This window comes from Streptomyces venezuelae ATCC 10712 (genome assembly GCF_008639165.1).
Lineage (GTDB): Bacteria > Actinomycetota > Actinomycetes > Streptomycetales > Streptomycetaceae > Streptomyces > Streptomyces venezuelae.
The window spans coordinates 4,965,969-4,980,909 of the sequence record NZ_CP029197.1 but is presented as its reverse complement, the minus strand read 5'-3'; the positions used below and the strand labels follow the sequence as shown (position 1 = coordinate 4,980,909).

Annotated in this window: 15 protein-coding genes; 9 read left to right on the top strand and 6 right to left on the bottom strand. The window is 73.6% G+C overall.

From position 1 onward, the window contains the following. Window positions 1–106: 106 nt before the first annotated feature. Window positions 107–352 carry a hypothetical protein gene (locus DEJ43_RS23170; protein WP_015035813.1) on the bottom strand — a complete coding sequence of 82 codons (246 nt, stop codon included), beginning with the start codon at window positions 350–352 and terminating at the stop codon, window positions 107–109. Then, window positions 345–1,226, bottom strand: a complete 882-nt coding sequence (gene mca, locus DEJ43_RS23165) for a mycothiol conjugate amidase Mca (protein WP_015035812.1) — start codon at window positions 1,224–1,226, stop codon at window positions 345–347. The genes DEJ43_RS23170 and mca overlap by 8 nt, the downstream gene beginning before the upstream one ends. Window positions 1,227–1,324: 98 nt before the next feature. Between mca and DEJ43_RS23160 the strand changes: the two genes are divergently transcribed. The 4 genes from DEJ43_RS23160 to DEJ43_RS23145 all read left to right on the top strand — a co-directional run bounded on the left by DEJ43_RS23160 (window position 1,325) and on the right by DEJ43_RS23145 (window position 7,493). Next, window positions 1,325–1,726: a DUF4307 domain-containing protein gene (locus tag DEJ43_RS23160; protein WP_015035811.1), complete on the top strand. Its 402-nt coding sequence runs from the start codon at window positions 1,325–1,327 to the stop codon at window positions 1,724–1,726. Between the two features lie 190 nt (window positions 1,727–1,916). Further along, the gene (gene greA, locus DEJ43_RS23155) at window positions 1,917–2,414 is read left to right on the top strand and encodes a transcription elongation factor GreA (protein WP_015035810.1); all 498 of its coding nucleotides are present in this window, start codon (window positions 1,917–1,919) and stop codon (window positions 2,412–2,414) included. Window positions 2,415–2,544: 130 nt separating this feature from the next. Then, the gene (locus DEJ43_RS23150; RefSeq protein WP_233447978.1) at window positions 2,545–5,103 is read left to right on the top strand and encodes a protein kinase domain-containing protein; all 2,559 of its coding nucleotides are present in this window, start codon (window positions 2,545–2,547) and stop codon (window positions 5,101–5,103) included. Between the two features lie 92 nt (window positions 5,104–5,195). Continuing rightward, window positions 5,196–7,493 carry a protein kinase domain-containing protein gene (locus DEJ43_RS23145; protein ID WP_015035808.1) on the top strand — a complete coding sequence of 766 codons (2,298 nt, stop codon included), beginning with the start codon at window positions 5,196–5,198 and terminating at the stop codon, window positions 7,491–7,493. Between the two features lie 26 nt (window positions 7,494–7,519). Here the strand turns inward: DEJ43_RS23145 and DEJ43_RS23140 are convergent, their stop codons facing one another. From DEJ43_RS23140 to ilvA, 3 genes are all read right to left on the bottom strand, one after another. Continuing rightward, window positions 7,520–8,371, bottom strand: coding sequence for an ABC transporter permease (locus DEJ43_RS23140; RefSeq protein ID WP_015035807.1), 852 nt, complete (start codon window positions 8,369–8,371; stop codon window positions 7,520–7,522). Then, on the bottom strand, window positions 8,368–9,408 hold the full coding sequence (locus DEJ43_RS23135; protein WP_015035806.1) for a daunorubicin resistance protein DrrA family ABC transporter ATP-binding protein: 1,041 nt from the start codon (window positions 9,406–9,408) through the stop codon (window positions 8,368–8,370). Before DEJ43_RS23135 ends, DEJ43_RS23140 begins: the two co-directional genes overlap by 4 nt. A gap of 124 nt (window positions 9,409–9,532) precedes the next feature. After that, on the bottom strand, window positions 9,533–10,762 hold the full coding sequence (gene ilvA / locus DEJ43_RS23130) for a threonine ammonia-lyase (protein WP_015035805.1): 1,230 nt from the start codon (window positions 10,760–10,762) through the stop codon (window positions 9,533–9,535). A 146-nt stretch (window positions 10,763–10,908) separates the two neighbouring features. Here ilvA and DEJ43_RS23125 point away from each other — a divergent pair, with 146 nt between their 5' ends. The 4 genes from DEJ43_RS23125 to DEJ43_RS23110 are packed head-to-tail and all read left to right on the top strand — an operon-like array spanning window position 10,909 to window position 12,479. Beyond that, window positions 10,909–11,472, top strand: a complete 564-nt coding sequence (locus DEJ43_RS23125; RefSeq protein ID WP_015035804.1) for a MarR family winged helix-turn-helix transcriptional regulator — start codon at window positions 10,909–10,911, stop codon at window positions 11,470–11,472. 31 nt (window positions 11,473–11,503) lie between these two features. Further along, window positions 11,504–11,983: a sigma factor-like helix-turn-helix DNA-binding protein gene (locus tag DEJ43_RS23120; protein ID WP_015035803.1), complete on the top strand. Its 480-nt coding sequence runs from the start codon at window positions 11,504–11,506 to the stop codon at window positions 11,981–11,983. Then, the gene (locus tag DEJ43_RS23115) at window positions 11,980–12,231 is read left to right on the top strand and encodes a hypothetical protein (RefSeq protein ID WP_015035802.1); all 252 of its coding nucleotides are present in this window, start codon (window positions 11,980–11,982) and stop codon (window positions 12,229–12,231) included. Before DEJ43_RS23120 ends, DEJ43_RS23115 begins: the two co-directional genes overlap by 4 nt. 56 nt (window positions 12,232–12,287) lie before the next feature. Then, window positions 12,288–12,479, top strand: coding sequence for a DUF1059 domain-containing protein (locus DEJ43_RS23110; protein WP_015035801.1), 192 nt, complete (start codon window positions 12,288–12,290; stop codon window positions 12,477–12,479). A 72-nt stretch (window positions 12,480–12,551) separates the two neighbouring features. On the opposite strand, the gene DEJ43_RS23105 is transcribed toward DEJ43_RS23110, so the two are convergent. Next, the gene (locus DEJ43_RS23105; protein WP_015035800.1) at window positions 12,552–13,706 is read right to left on the bottom strand and encodes a cystathionine gamma-synthase; all 1,155 of its coding nucleotides are present in this window, start codon (window positions 13,704–13,706) and stop codon (window positions 12,552–12,554) included. A 72-nt stretch (window positions 13,707–13,778) separates the two neighbouring features. Here DEJ43_RS23105 and DEJ43_RS23100 point away from each other — a divergent pair, with 72 nt between their 5' ends. After that, complete coding sequence (locus DEJ43_RS23100; protein ID WP_015035799.1) at window positions 13,779–14,885, top strand: tetratricopeptide repeat protein; 1,107 nt, start codon at window positions 13,779–13,781, stop codon at window positions 14,883–14,885. Window positions 14,886–14,941 lie beyond the last annotated feature (56 nt).

Below are 14,941 nucleotides of genomic sequence, written 5' to 3'. Positions count from 1 at the left end.
TGCCCTGCCGCCCCGGGCTCGCGCGGGACCCCTCGCAGTGCCCGTCCGGGCACGGCGGCGCCCCCGGGCCCGTACCGGTGGGGGTGCGGGGCCGGGGGCGGGTGGGCTACTTGCCGGGGGCGGCGGCCTCGGCGGCCGGGGACTGCGGTGTGGCGTCCGGGTCCGGGGCCTCCTCGAAGGAGACCTTGCCCATGTGGCGGTTCATCGACTTCATCAGCTGCCAGACCGCGAGGGCCAGGACCGCGAAGACGACGAAGCCGAGGACGCCGGGGGTCACCTTGTTCTTGTCCAGCTCTTCTGCGGCGAAGGGGACAAGCTGGGTCAGTGCCAGGTGTGCGCTCATGTCAGGCATTGTCGCGGATGCCCGCGAAGAGATCTTCCTCGGGGAGGGAGGTCGGCACCAGCGCCTTGCTGAGCTCGTACTCCTCCGTCGGCCAGATCTCCTTCTGGATCTCCATCGGGACCCGGAACCAGCCGCCGTCGGGGTCGATCTGGGTGCGGTGGGCGATCAGGGCCTTGTCGCGGGTCTCGAAGAACTCCGAGCAGGGCACGAAGGTGGTCAGCGTCCGCTCCTTGCCCGCGAAGTCCTTCCAGCGCTCCAGCCACTCGCCGTACGGGGACTCCAGGCCGCGGGCGAGGAGCGCCTCGTGCAGGGCGAGCGTCCGGGGACGGTTGAAGCCCTGGTTGTAGTAGAGCTTCAGGGGCTGCCAGGCCGGGCCGAACTCGGCCTCCGGGTACTTCTCGGTGTCGGTCGCGCCCTCGAAGGCCACCATCGTGATCTTGTGGGTCATGATGTGGTCGGGGTGCGGGTACCCGCCGTTCTCGTCGTAGGTCGTGATGACCTGCGGACGGAAGGAGCGGATCTTGCGGACCAGCTCCCCGGCGGCGGTGTCGACGTCCTCCAGGGCGAAGCAGCCCTGGGGAAGCGGCGGCAGCGGGTCGCCCTCGGGCAGGCCGGAGTCGACGAATCCCAGCCATTCCTGGGAGACGCCGAGGATCTCGCGGGCCTCGTCCATCTCCTTGCGGCGCACCTCGTGGATGTTCGCCTCGATGTAGGCGTCACCCTGGAGCTGGGGGTTGAGTACCGAGCCACGCTCGCCGCCCGTGCACGTCACCACCATGACGTCCACCCCCTCGGACACGTACTTGGCCATCGTGGCCGCACCCTTGCTCGACTCGTCGTCGGGGTGGGCGTGAACGGCCATCAGTCGCAGCTGCTCAGTCAAGACTCGATCCTCAGTGATTCGACGCGGAGCGTGGTCTCTATAGTGACGGAATCGGGGGAGTGAAAATTCCGCCACCCCCGGCTTCGAGAGGATCGATCATGAGCGCGGTGCGAGAGCAGCTGCCCGAGGGGCGTTACGGGCGCTCCGCGGACGAGGCGGCCGACCGCAAGCTCAAGATCACCGGTGCGGTGCTCGGCGTGCTCTTCCTCGGCCTGATGGGCTGGTTCGCCTGGTACTACGTCGTCGACAGCAAGATCAGCGCCGAGATGATCAAGTTCGACGTGGTGAGCGCCACCGAGGTCCAGGTGCACCTGGAGATCCGCAAGGACGAGGGCGTCAAGGGCGTCTGCACGCTGCGGTCCCGCTCCGAGGACGGCGCCGAGGTGGCCCGCAAGGACGTCCGGGTCGACGACCCCGCCGGCCGGGTCGACCAGGTCTACTCGCTCCGCACGACGGCCCGCGCGACCAGCGCGGAGCTCATGGGGTGTACGGCGCGGTAGCGGTGGGTAGGGACGGGGTGTCGAGTCCCGGCGAGTCACCCCGGTGACCTGGGGCGACGCCATCCTGATGGTTTATGTCCTCCCGCTTTTCGCCACTCATTGTTAGGCTCGTGGTTTCGCCCACCCGGGACAGCACCGCATTCCCGTGTAGGGCGATGCTTTGTATTCCCAGTACCTACGAGGAGCACCTGTGACCCAGACCAGCGACAACGTCACCTGGCTCACCCAGGAGGCGTACAACAAGCTCAAGGACGAGCTTGAGTACCTGTCTGGTCCCGCGCGTACCGAGATCGCCGCCAAGATCGCCGCCGCGCGCGAAGAGGGCGACCTGCGCGAGAACGGCGGGTACCACGCGGCCAAGGAGGAGCAGGGCAAGCAGGAGCTCCGGGTCCGCCAGCTCACCCAGCTGCTCCAGCACGCCAAGGTCGGCGAGGCCCCGGCGGACGACGGCGTCGTCGAGCCCGGCATGGTCGTCACGATCGCCTTCGACGGCGACGAGAACGACACGATGACCTTCCTGCTCGCCTCCCGCGAGTACGCGAGCGGTGACATCGAGACCTACTCGCCGCAGTCGCCGCTCGGCGTCGGCGTCAACGGCAAGAAGGCCGGTGACGACGCGCAGTACGAGCTGCCGAACGGCAAGAAGGCCACGGTGAAGATCCTCAGCGCGAAGCCGTACACCGGCTGAGGCACCCGATCCCGCTGAAGGGCCGGCCCCGGTGGGGCCGGCCCTTCGTGCTGCCCGTCGGGTCCTGAGATGATGCGGCATGATCTGCTGACGTCGCGTCACAAGTCGGGTCGCAAGGGGGATATGCGAAGTGTGGGGACCGCTGCGCGAGGACGCACTGCGTCGGATCGGACCGTACGAGCTGCTCGCCCGGCTCGGGGCGGGTGGCATGGGCGAGGTGTTCCTCGGCCGAGCCGACCCGGCCGGGGACGGCTCCGGGGACGCCTCCGGGGCGGGTGACCCGGCCGGGGAGGGCTCCGAGGGTGGCTCCCCGGGCGCCGGCCCCGACGGGGGCGGCCCCGGTGGCGGTTCCGACGGTGGTGGCTCCGGCGGTGGCTCCGCCGGGGGCGTTCCGTACGGGAGTTTCGTCGCCGTGAAGACCGTGCGGCGGGACGTCGCCGGTGATCCCGCCTTCCGGGACCGCTTCCGGCGCGAGATCAAGGTCGCCTCGCTCGTCGACAGCCGGTACGCCGCCGCCCCGCTCGGCGGCGACGCGGGCGCCGAGGTGCCGTGGCTGGCCACCGCGTACATACCCGGCCCCAGCCTCTCCCAGGCCGTACGGCGCGGCGGGGCGCTCCCCGTCGACACCGTCCGCGCGCTCGGCGCCGGCGTCGCCCGCGCCCTCGCCGACCTGCACCGGGCCGGGGTCCTGCACCGCGACCTCAAGCCCGGCAACGTCATGCTCTCCGTCGACGGGCCCCGCCTGATCGACTTCGGCATCGCCCGCAGCAACACCGCCACCACCATGACCGCCACCGGTCTGATGGTCGGCACGCCCTCCTTCATGTCCCCCGAGCACGTGGCGGGCGCCCGGCGGGTGACCGCCGCCTCCGACGTCTTCTGCCTGGGCTCCCTGCTCTGCTACGCGGCGACCGGCGAGGACCCCTTCGGCGACGGGCCGCTGGCCGCCGTCCTGTACCGGATCTCCCAGGCCGAGGCCGACCTGAGCCGCGTCCCCGACGAGCTCCGCGGGACCGTCGCCGCCTGCCTGGCCCTCGACCCGGAGGCGCGGCCCACCCCGGACGCGCTCGTGGAGCTGCTCGGCGGCGGTCCGCCGAAGGTCTTCCCGTGGCCCGAGCCGGTGCGGGAGCACATCGGCGAGTACGGCACGGCCCTGGCCCAGCTGGTCGCCTCGGGCGGTCCGCTCCTGGAGGCCGCCCCGGCGCCCGACCCCCGGCGGCCGGTGGTGAACCCCGCCGTGCCCGGGCTGCACTCCGTACCGACGCTGGCGCCGGTGTCGCCGCCCGCCGGCGCGGCCGCGCCCGCCCGCCGCCGCCGGGGCCGGCTGGTCGCGGCCCTCGTGGCCCTGGCGGTCGTGGCCGGCGGCGTCGGCACGTACCTGCTGTGGCCGGCCGACAGGACCGAAAAGCCGCAGGCGCCCGTGAAGGCGGCGCCGCCCGCCGCGCCCCGGATACCGGGCGTCGACGACCGGGGCCTCGCCGACGCCTCCGGCGTCGTCCCGCAGAACCCGGCCCAGCGCCCGGCGGGCTGGAAGCCCTGGCAGACGAAGCTGGGCTCGGCGGCGTTCGGCTGCTCGGCCGGCGAGAAGGTGCTGGTGTGCCGGACCACGGACGGGCGGTACGAGGCGATGGACCCGGCGAACGGCGGGAAGCTCTGGGACGTGCCCCGCGCCGAGGACACCCCCGGGGAGAGCTACCTCAGCCCCAAGGGCTTCCCCTTCACCGCCGGGAGCGCCACCCGTCCCACGGTCCACGACGGGAGCGTGGTCCTGGTCGCCGGGGGCTCCCTCCAGGTGCGGGACGCGCGCACCGGGAAGGTGCGCTGGGAGAAGCCGGCCGCGGGCCCGCAGGGCTTCTGGACGACCCGGCCCGTCGTCGCCGACGGGACGGTCTTCGCGGCGACGAACATGACGGACGACGCCCTCGACATCCGGGCGGCCCTGACGGCGTTCTCCCTGACGGACGGGCGCGAGCTCTGGTCGAAGGAGCTCACCAACGGCGACATCTCCTTCGCCGAGCGCGCGTCGTACGAGCCGCTGGCCTACGCCAAGGGGATCGTCTACGCGCTCAGCCAGGGCGGTCTCGTGGCGTACGACGGCAAGAAGGGCACCCAGCTCGGGGAGGTCGACCCGGACGCGAAGGCCTGCCGGACCATCCAGGTGCTGAGCCCCTCGGCGTACTGCGTCGGCTCCGGGTACCGCGCCGGGGGCGACACCGACCTGCATCTCCTGGACGCCCGCACCCTGGCCTCGAAGGCGGCGCTGCCCGGGGCGTTCGCCTCGGCCGCCCCCACGGCCCTCGGTCCGCGCGGGGTCGCGACCTTCGACAAGGGTCTGCGGATCCTCGACCCGCGCACCGGCACCGCCCTCGCCTCCTTCCCGGCGAAGCAGGCTCCGTCCGGTCTGGCCCAGAGCTGGTCCGGGCCGCTGCTCGCGGGCGACCAGTTCGTGTACGCCGACTACTCCGCGCTGTACACCGTGCGGCTCGGCGCCGACGGCAAGCCGGGCGGGCTCACGGTCACACCGGTGCCGGGCGCGCCCGGCCCGCGCGCCGAGGAGGAGGACTACGACCCGAACTACGGAGAGTTCCTCCACCTGAAGATCCGCGCGCCGGAGGTGCTGCCGGTGGGCGGCATCGCGTACGTCGTCTTCGACAAGGGCGCCGTCGCCTCCGTCGAGCTCCCCAAGTGATCCCAGCGATCCCGATGGCCCCGGTGACGCCCTGACCCGGCCCCAGTGACGCCGTGATCCGACCCCAGTGACGCCCTGAAAGGACCTGTCCGGTGCTGGAAGCTCTGCCCCTGGGGCAGCCCCCGATGCTCGTCGGCCCCTATCGGCTGCTCGCCCGGCTCGGCGCGGGCGGCATGGGCGAGGTGCACCTCGCCTGCCGGGCGGACACGCCGACGGCCGACCCGTACCGGATGGTCGCGGTGAAGACCGTCCGCGGCGACCTGGAGGTCGACGGGGACTTCCGGACCCGGTTCCGGCGGGAGATCGCGGCCGCCCGGACGGTCGACGGCCCCGGAGTGGCGCGGCTCGTGGACGCCGACGCCGACGCGCCCTCGCCGTGGCTGGCGACGGAGTACGTGCCGGGGCCCTCGCTCGCCGAGGCCGTCGTCCGCTCCGGCGCGCTGCCCGTCGAGGCGGTACGGGCCCTGGGCGTCGCGCTCGCCGCCGCGCTGGACTCGGTCCACCGGGTGAAGGTGCTGCACCGCGACCTCAAGCCGGCGAACGTGCTGCTCGGCCGGGCCGGGCCGAAGCTCATCGACTTCGGCATCGCGCAGGCCTTCGAGGCGACGGCGCTGACCTCGACCGGTCTCGTGGTGGGCTCCCCCGGGTTCATGTCGCCCGAGCACCTGGCGGGCAGCCGCGCGGTGGTGCCCGCGTCGGACGTGTTCTGTCTGGGCGCGGTCCTCGCGTTCGCGGCGAGCGGCCGGGGGCCCTTCCAGGACGACGAGATGGCCGCGGTGGTCTACCGGATCATCCGGGCCGACGCGGATCTGACCGGGGTGCCGGCGGAGCTGCGGCCGGTGGTGGAGCGCTGTCTGCGGCTCGACCCGGCGCTGCGGCCCACGGCGGCGGAGCTGGTGTCGCTGCTCGGCGGCGGGCCGGCCGCGGAGGCCTTCCCGTGGCCGGGCGGGGTCCTCTCGCTGCTCGCCGAGTGCGGGGAGGCGGCGCGGCGGGCCGGAGAGGCGGCGGCCTCGGGCGCGGGGGTGGCGGAGCTGCCGACGCTCGGCCCGGTCGTGCCGTACTCCCCCACCGCCGTGACCGACCGCCCGGTGGTCCCGGCCGCCCCGGCCGTGCGGCGGCGCCGCCCGTGGGGCGCGGTCGTGGCGGGCGCGGTGGCGGTGGCCGTGCTCGCCACGGCCGGCGTGGTGCTGCTGAACCGGACCGACGGGCAGGGCGGCGGGACGGCGGGCGGGGCGGCGGGCCCCTCGGGCGGGAGCACGACCCCGGGCGCGTCGGGGTCCGGGACCCCGGGTCCGACGGCGCTGAGCCAGGTCGTCCTGCCGTACGGCGGGAAGGGCCGCGGCAACGACTTCGGCACGGCGGGGACGGACCGCGCGTACCGCCCGGCGGGCTGGGCGCCCTGGACGGCCGAGGTGGAGCCCGGCGGCGGCGCCTGCGCGCTCTCCCCGAAGGTCCTGGTCTGCCCGGGGAACGGCGGCGAGGTCACCGGCCTGAACGCGGCGGACGGCAAGCGGCTCTGGCACGTGGAGGGCCGCGGCGAGGGGCTGCGCAGCGGGCCCCAGTACCCGGCGGTCGTCGGCGACACGGCGTATGTGACAGGACCCGAGGGGGTCGTGTCGTACGGGGTGCTGGACGGCAAGGAGCGGCGGCGGCTCCCGGGGCCCGGCGCCGAATGGGCCGTGAAGGGCACGGACCTGGCCGACGGGATCCTCTACTCGACGTACGTGAACGTGCGCGACGAGCGGTCGGGTCTGGCGACCGCCGTACGGCTCGGCGACGGCGAGGAGCTGTGGCGGACGCCGCTCGACGGCCTCCCCGAGGTGCCGGTCGTGGCGGCCGGCCGGGTCCTCGTCCCGTTCGGCTCCACCCCGCTGTCCCTCGACGCGCGGACCGGGAAGGCGGGGCCGCGCGGGACGGTCCGCTGCGGCACCTTCACCGTCCACACCAAGAGCGGGAGCGTGCTCTGCTCGGGCGGTGACGACAGGTCCCTCGCCGTCGTCGACCCCGTGACGCTGAAGCCGCTGCGCACCTTCGGCTCGTCCGTGACGACCGGGCCGGCCGTGAGCGCCGACGGGATCGTCGCCGTGGTCAGCGGGGCCTCGGACCTCGTCACGTACGACCTGGCGAGCGGCCGGGAGCGGTGGCGGACCAGGACCGGCGCGACCGACCGGCTCTACTTCGCCGGGGACCGGCTGCTGACCGTCGACTCCTCGGGCGTGACCTCCCGGCCGGTGGCCGGCCCCGTCGACGAGGGGGACGTCGAGTCCTACCGGCCGAACTGGCCCGACGGCTTCGCCGAGCCGCAGGTCGCCGGGGACGCGCTGGCCGCCGGAGGGGCGGTCTTCGCCACCTTCCCCGGCGGCCTGGTGCTCTCCGCCTATCTCCCCTGACTACCTGCCCCGGCCCGCCGGGGCGCTCACGCGGTCGCCGAGCGGTACTTCCGTACCGCGAGGGTCCGGAAGACGATCAGGATGACGAGCGAGAAGAGGATCGACGCCCAGACCGGGTGCCGCATCGGCCAGGCCGGGGAGTCGACCACGCCCGGGTTGCCGAACAGCTCGCGGCAGGCCTGGACCGTGGCGCTGAACGGGTTCCACTCGGCGATGTGGCGGATCCACGGGGTCATGCCCTCCGTGGGCACGAACGCGTTCGAGATGAACGTGACCGGGAACAGCCAGATGAGGCCGCCGGAGGTGGCCGCCTCCGGGGTGCGGACGGAGAGGCCGATCAGCGCGCCGATCCACGAGAAGGCGTAGCCGAGGAGCAGCAGCAGGCCGAAGGCGGCGATCGCCTTCGGGACGCCCTCGTGGATGCGCCAGCCGACGAGCAGGGCGACGACCGCAAGGACGACCAGGGTGAGGGCGGTCTGCACGAGGTCGGCGAGGGTACGGCCGGTGAGCACCGCTCCCCGGGCCATCGGCAGCGAGCGGAACCGGTCGATGAGGCCCTTGTGCATGTCGTCGGCGATGCCCGCGCCCGCGCCGGCCGTGGCGAAGGTGACCGTCTGGGCGAAGATGCCCGCCATGAGGAACTCGCGGTACTCCTGCGGGCTCGTGCTGCCGTCGACGACCATCGAGCCGCCGAAGACGTAGCTGAACAGCACCACGAACATGACGGGCTGGATGAGCCCGAAGATGACCATCTCCGGGATGCGGGTCATCCGGATCAGGTTGCGCTTGGCGACGACGAGGGAGTCGCCGACGGACTGGGCGACGCCGCCGCGCTGCTGGGGGGCCGGCCGGACGGCGGTCTCGGTCACGGTGATCACTTGGCCGTCTCCTTCGTGCGCTTGCGGCCCCGGCCGCCCTGCTCCCCGGCCTCGCCGTTCTCGCCGTTCTCCTCGTCGAGCCGCTCGGCCGCGTGGCCGGTGAGCGAGATGAAGACGTCGTCGAGGGTGGGGCGGCGCAGTCCGATGTCGTCGATCTCGACGCCGACGGCGTCCAGGTCCCGGATGACCTCGGCGAGCAGCTTCGCGCCGCCGGCGACGGGGACGGTGAGCTTGCGGGTGTGCTCCTCGACGGAGACCTCGGCGTGGCCCGTGCCCGCGATGCCGTAGCGGGCGAGGACGTCCCGGGCGCCGGGGACCATCCCTGGTTCGTGCACGACGACCTCGACGCGCTCGCCGCCCGTCTGGGCCTTGAGCTGGTCGGAGGTGCCGCGGGCGATGACCTTGCCGTGGTCCACGACGCAGATGTCGTGGGCGAGGTGGTCGGCCTCCTCCAGGTACTGGGTGGTGAGGAGCAGGGTCGTACCGCCGGCGACGAGCTCCTTGATGACCTCCCACAGGGCCTGCCGGTTGCGCGGGTCGAGGCCGGTGGTCGGCTCGTCCATGAACATCACCGGCGGGGCGACGACGAGGGCGGCGGCGAGGTCGAGGCGGCGGCGCATGCCGCCGGAGTACGTCTTGGCGGTGCGGTCGGCGGCGTCCGCGAGGTTGAAGCGCTCCAGGAGCTCACCGGCCCGGACCTTCGCGTCCTTCGCCCTCATCTGGTAGAGCTGGCCGACCATCTGGAGGTTCTCGCGGCCGGTGAGGTACTCGTCGACGGCCGCGAACTGGCCGGAGAGCCCGATCGAGCGGCGCACCTCGTTGGGGTGCTTGAGGACGTCGATGCCGGCGACCACGGCCTTTCCCCGGTCGGGCTGGAGGAGGGTGGTCAGCACCCGCACGGCGGTCGTCTTCCCCGCGCCGTTCGGGCCGAGCAGTCCCAGGACGGTGCCCTCGGGTACGTCGAGGTCCACGCCGTCCAGGGCTCGTACGTCACCGAAGGTCTTCACCAGACCCTCGGCGTAGATCGCGCCTGGCATGTGAGTTCTCCCGGGGAGATTCGGGCGTTTCCCACCGATCCTAGGTTTGCCGGGCCCGGCGCGCCCAGTGAATATGTGACCCAGGACACATGATCTTGGTCGGGGCCGGCTCCCCCGGGGTCCGTCAGCCCAGCACCGTGTACCCGGCGTCGCGCAGCGCGTCCGCCACCTCCCGGCAGTGCTCCGGGCCCTTCGTCTCCAGGTGCAGCTCCACCTCCGCCTCCGTCAGGCCGAGCCGCGGGTCGGTCCGTACGTGGCTGACGTCCAGGACGTTCGCGTCGGCGACGGTGAGGACCGCGAGCAGGGTCGCGAGGACGCCCGGCCGGTCGGTGACCCGCAGCCGCAGGCTCAGGTAGCGGCCACCGGCGGCCATGCCGTGCCGCAGGATGCGCTGGAGCAGCAGCGGGTCGACGTTCCCGCCGGAGAGGACCGCCACCACCGGACCCCGGAACGCCTTCGGGTCGCTGAGCAGGGCCGCGACGGGGCTGGCGCCCGCCGGTTCGACGACCAGCTTCGCCCGCTCGAGGCAGAGCAGCAGCGCCGAGGAGAGGGCGTCCTCGGAGACCGTGCGGACCTCGTCGACGTACTCCTGGACCAGCGCGAACGGCACGTCGCCGGGCCGCCCCACCTTGATCCCGTCCGCCATCGTCACCGGCGACTCGACCACCACGGGGTGCCCCGCGGCCAGCGAGGGCGGGTAGGCGGCCGCGCCCTCCGCCTGCACGCCGATCACCTTCACGTCCGGGCGCACCGACTTCACCGCGAGTCCGATGCCGGCCGCGAGACCGCCGCCGCCGATGCCCACGACGATCGTCCGGACCTCCGGGCACTGCTCCAGGATCTCCAGGCCGACCGTGCCCTGCCCGACGATGATGTCGGGATGGTCGAAGGGGTGGATGAACACGGCCCCGGTCTCCCGCGCGTACTGCTCCGCCGCCGCGAGCGTCTCGTCCACGACGTGGCCGTGCATCCGGACGTCGGCGCCGTACTCCCGGGTCGCCGCGACCTTCGGCAGCGGCGCACCGACCGGCATGAAGACGGTCGCGTGCACCCCGAGCAGCTTCGAGGCGAGCGCGACGCCCTGCGCGTGGTTGCCCGCCGAGGCGGCGACGACGCCGGCGGCCCGCTCCTCGGGCCGCAGCCCGGCGATCCGCACGTACGCTCCGCGCAGTTTGAACGAACCGGTCCGCTGGAGGTTCTCGCACTTGAGGTGCACCGGGGCTCCCACCAGCGACGACAGGTGGCGGCTGCCCTCCATCGCGGTCATCCGGGCCACCCCGGACAGCATCTTCCGGGCCCCCCGCACGTCGTCGAGCATGAGGCGGTGCAAGGGGTCTGGCGTACGGAAGCTCATGACAGCAAGTCTCGCAGCTCACGGCCCTGGTGGCCGCCCGGCGGGCAGGTGCCCCGGCCGGTTTGCGCACGGCCGGTACGGACCTCCCCGGGGCCGCGTACTCTGTCCCCCACCAACCGGCCCCCGCACGAGAGAGACCCACAGCCATGCCCACATCTCAGGACATGATGACTGAGCTCGACCCCGGTCTCCTCGATGCCCTCCAGCACCAGGTGGCCGTCTTCGCCCGCCGGGCCGAGCAGACCCGGCTCGGCGGCACCGGCCAGCTCCGCAACTCGATGGACCGCGCCGCCTACCTGCTGCTCAACCGCCTTGACCAGGAAGGCCCGATGGGCGTCAAGGCGCTGGCGGCGGGCATGGGCATCGACTCGTCGACCGTCACCCGCCAGGTGGCCCCGCTCGTCGACACCGGCCTGGTGAAGCGCACTTCGCACCCGGAGGACGGGCGCGCGGTCGTGCTCCAGCTGTCGCCGCGCGGGCTCGCCCGCCTCGAGGAGGTCCGCTCCTCCCGCCGGCAGCTGATGGTGGAGGTCACCGAGGGCTGGACGCCGGACGAGCGCGAGTCCTTCTGCACCCTGCTCACCCGCTTCAACACCGCCCTGTCGGCACGGCAGTCGGCGCACACGGGCGGTCCGGCGGCGGAGTCCGCGCCGTCGTCGCCGGCCGCCTCGCCGGCCGAGGGGACGGGCGAGTCCGCGCCGACCTCTTGACCCCGTCCGCGCGCTGTCCTCAGATGAGGACGTGGCCAAACAGCGGACCGGGCGCGCCGAACGGGCCCACCGCGCCCGGGAGTTCGACGCGTTCGTGGCCGGGGCGGCGGGGCGGCTGCTGCACGCCGCGACCCTGCTGACCGCCGAGACCCGCTCCCGCAACCCGTACGCCCGGGCGCTGCTGACCGCCGCCCTCGCCCACACGTACGCGGTGTGGGGCCGCTCGCGCCACGAGGACCCGTACGCCCTGACCCGCAGCGAGCTCGCCGTCCGCTTCGCGCGCACCGCCCGGCGGCACCACGCGGGCCGGGGCGGGGTGCTCTCGGCGCTGCACCCGCAGGAGCGGCTCGTCGTCGTCCTCCGGCTGTACGAGGGGGTGGCCGAGGAGCAGATCGCGGCGCTGCTCGGACTGTCCGAGGCGCGGGTCGGGGCGGTCTGCGCCCGGGCGGTCGCCACGCTGGGCTCGGCCGGGGGCAGGAGCGGCTCCGCGACCGGGAGGGCCGCCGCGTGAGCCGGTACGAGGACGAGGAGGCGGCGGTGCGGGAGCTGCTCGACGGCCCGCATCCGCCGGTCCCCGGCGACCTCGGGCGGCGGGCGGCGGAGCACGGGGCCCGGCTGCTGCACCGCGCCCGGCGGGTGCGGCGGGTGCTGTGGTTCCTGGCCGCGGTCGCGGTGGTCGCGTTCGTGGTGTGGGCGTCGGCGGCGCGGCCCTGGCAGGTCCCGCCTGCGGCGACCACGCCGCCGTTCGACGGCTTGTGAGGACGGTCCTAGCCTGGACATCAGGGGCCTGTCCGCGGGCCCGTCAGGAGGTCGTCATGGCCAGGAAAGCAACGGACTGCCGGGACGAACCGAGCGTCTCCGGTTGCTCGCTCTACATGGCGGGCGAGGAGGAGGAGCTGCTCCGGGCGGCCCTCCAGCACGTGATCACCGTCCACGAGCACACGGACAGCCCCGAGCTGCGCGAGGAGATCCGGGCGTCGATGAAGGAGCCGCTGCCCGGCACCTGAGTGCACCGGCCCGGTCGACGGGCTGGGCGGACGCTCCGTACGGCAGGAGCGCCCGCCCGGCCCCGGGGCTTCCTAGCCCAGCGCCTGGCGCAGGTCCGCCAGCAGGTCATCGACGTTCTCGATGCCCACCGACAGGCGGACGAGGTCGGCGGGGACCTCCAGGGCGGAGCCCGCGACGCTGGCGTGGGTCATCCGGCCCGGGTGCTCGATGAGCGACTCGACGCCGCCCAGCGACTCACCGAGGGTGAACAGCTGCGCGCGGTTGCAGACCTCGACGGCGGCCTGCTCGCCGCCCTGCACGCGGAAGGAGATCATGCCGCCGAAGGACTTCATCTGCTTGGCGGCGACCTCGTGCCCCGGGTGCTCCGGGAGGCCCGGGTAGAGGACCTGGGTGACCTTCGGGTGCTGGGTGAGCATCTCGACGATCTTCTCGGCGTTCTCGCTGTGGCGGTCCATGCGCACGGCGAGGGTCTTGATGCCGCGCAGCACGATCCACGAGTCGAACGGGCCGGCGACCGCGCCCATCGCGTTCTGGTGGTAGGCGAGCTCCTCGCCGAGCGCCTCGTCGGCCGTGACCAGGGCGCCGCCGACGACGTCCGAGTGGCCGCCCATGTACTTGGTGAGCGAGTGCACGACGACGTCCGCGCCGAGCGCCAGCGGCTGCTGGAGGTACGGCGACGCGAAGGTGTTGTCGACGACGAGCTTCACCCCGGCCTGGCGGGCCACGCCGGCGATCGCCTCGATGTCGGTGATGCCGAGCAGCGGGTTCGACGGGGTCTCGACCCAGATCAGCTTCGTGCGGTCGTTCACGGCGGCGCGCACCGCGTCGACGTCGGAGGTGTTCGCCACCGAGAAGTCCACGCCCCAGCGCTCCACGACCTTGGCGAAGAGCCGGAACGTGCCGCCGTAGGCGTCGTTGGGGATGACCACGTGGTCGCCGGGCACGAGGAGCGTGCGCAGCAGGCAGTCCTCGGCGGCCAGGCCGGAGGCGAAGGCGAGACCGCGGCGGCCGCCTTCCAGGGCCGCCAGGTTCTCCTCGAGGGCGGTACGGGTGGGGTTGGCGCTGCGGCTGTACTCGTAACCGCCGCGCAGCCCGCCCACACCGTCCTGCTTGTAGGTGGACACCTGGTAGATGGGCGGGACGACCGCGCCGGTCAGCGGGTCGGCGGTGTTGCCCGCGTGGATCGCGCGGGTCTCGAAGCTCTGGTGGGAGTGCTGGTCGCTCATGGGTCAGGAGCGTAGTCCTGCGCGGACCCCGCCGCGGCGATCGTCTCATCGGGTGTCCTGGACAATGGACACATGGACATTCTCTGGTTCCTGATCGCCCTCGGCCTGCTGTTCGGCGTCCTCGGCCCCTATGTGATGCGCCGTCGCGGCGGCGGCATCCGCCAGGTCGCGCCGGGCGCCCCCGACGCGGCCGACCCGGAGGCGTACGGCTTCGTGCGTCAGGAGGACCAGGACGTGCGGCTCCCGGGCGCCGACGACGAGCTGCTGCACGTCCTCGACGTCGTCCAGGCGACCCAGGACTGGAAGCCGGCCTCGCGGCTGCTCGCCGCCACCGGCAAGGACGGCGAGGTGCGCTGGCAGCGCGTCCAGGCGTTCGCGGGCGCCGCGTCCCTGGAACTCCAGGAGCGGCCCGGCGTGGGCGGCGCGTGGCTGCGGACCTGGCGGGCCGAGGCCCCGAAGGACGCGGGCGGCGCGGCCGTGCACGGCGAGTTCCTGGTGCAGCAGGCGTGGCGTTCCTCGGCGGCGGGGACCGACGACTTCCGGATCATCCTCGAGGAGGCGCGGAAGGTCACCGAGGAGGCCGCGCTGCTCGCCCCGGGCGATCCCGTCCCGTACATCACGCAGCTGGCCGTGGCGCGCGGTCTCGGCTACGGCCACGAGCAGTTCGACCAGGTGTGGGCGCAGGTCATCGACCGGGCGCCGCAGCACATGGGGGCGCACCTCGCGGCCCTGCACTACTGGTGCGAGAAGTGGCACGGCTCGCGCGAGGAGGCCGACCACTTCGCGACGACGGCGGCGGCCCGCGCCCCGCACGGTTCGCTGCTCGCCGCGCTGCCGCTGTTCGCGGTGTACGAGCACGTGCCGGACATGGTGATGGTGCAGGACTTCTTCCGTACGGCGGTGGTGGCGAAGGCGATGGACGGGGCGCTGTACGCGGTGCACTCGGCCCGCCCGGACGACCCGATGCTGGCGCACGTCCGGCATCTGCTCGTGTGGTTCCTGGTGCGCGGCGAGCGCTGGGCGGAGGCCATGCACCAGCTGGTGAAGGTCGACGGGCACGTGGGCGCGGTGCCGTGGACGCTGAGCGGGGACCCGGCGGCGGAGTTCACGGTCTTCCGGAACCTCGCGGTGGCCGGGTACGAGGCGAACGGCGGCAGCCCGGCGACGCTGCCGCGCTGACGACGCCGGCGCGTCGCCCGGCCCGGGGCACGGGCTTCCGAGGGGGCGTGGGAATC

Bases quoted from the DNA above. Each gene is read 5' to 3' on its own strand.
- DEJ43_RS23170 (WP_015035813.1), bottom strand. From the start codon at position 352: ATGCCTGACATGAGCGCACACCTGGCACTGACCCAGCTTGTCCCCTTC.
- DEJ43_RS23160 (WP_015035811.1), top strand. From the start codon at position 1,325: ATGAGCGCGGTGCGAGAGCAGCTGCCCGAGGGGCGTTACGGGCGCTCC.
- DEJ43_RS23110 (WP_015035801.1), top strand. From the start codon at position 12,288: ATGGCCAGGAAAGCAACGGACTGCCGGGACGAACCGAGCGTCTCCGGT.
- DEJ43_RS23105 (WP_015035800.1), bottom strand. From the start codon at position 13,706: ATGAGCGACCAGCACTCCCACCAGAGCTTCGAGACCCGCGCGATCCAC.
- ilvA (WP_015035805.1), bottom strand. From the start codon at position 10,762: ATGAGCTTCCGTACGCCAGACCCCTTGCACCGCCTCATGCTCGACGAC.
- DEJ43_RS23125 (WP_015035804.1), top strand. From the start codon at position 10,909: ATGCCCACATCTCAGGACATGATGACTGAGCTCGACCCCGGTCTCCTC.
- DEJ43_RS23100 (WP_015035799.1), top strand. From the start codon at position 13,779: ATGGACATTCTCTGGTTCCTGATCGCCCTCGGCCTGCTGTTCGGCGTC.
- DEJ43_RS23135 (WP_015035806.1), bottom strand. From the start codon at position 9,408: ATGCCAGGCGCGATCTACGCCGAGGGTCTGGTGAAGACCTTCGGTGAC.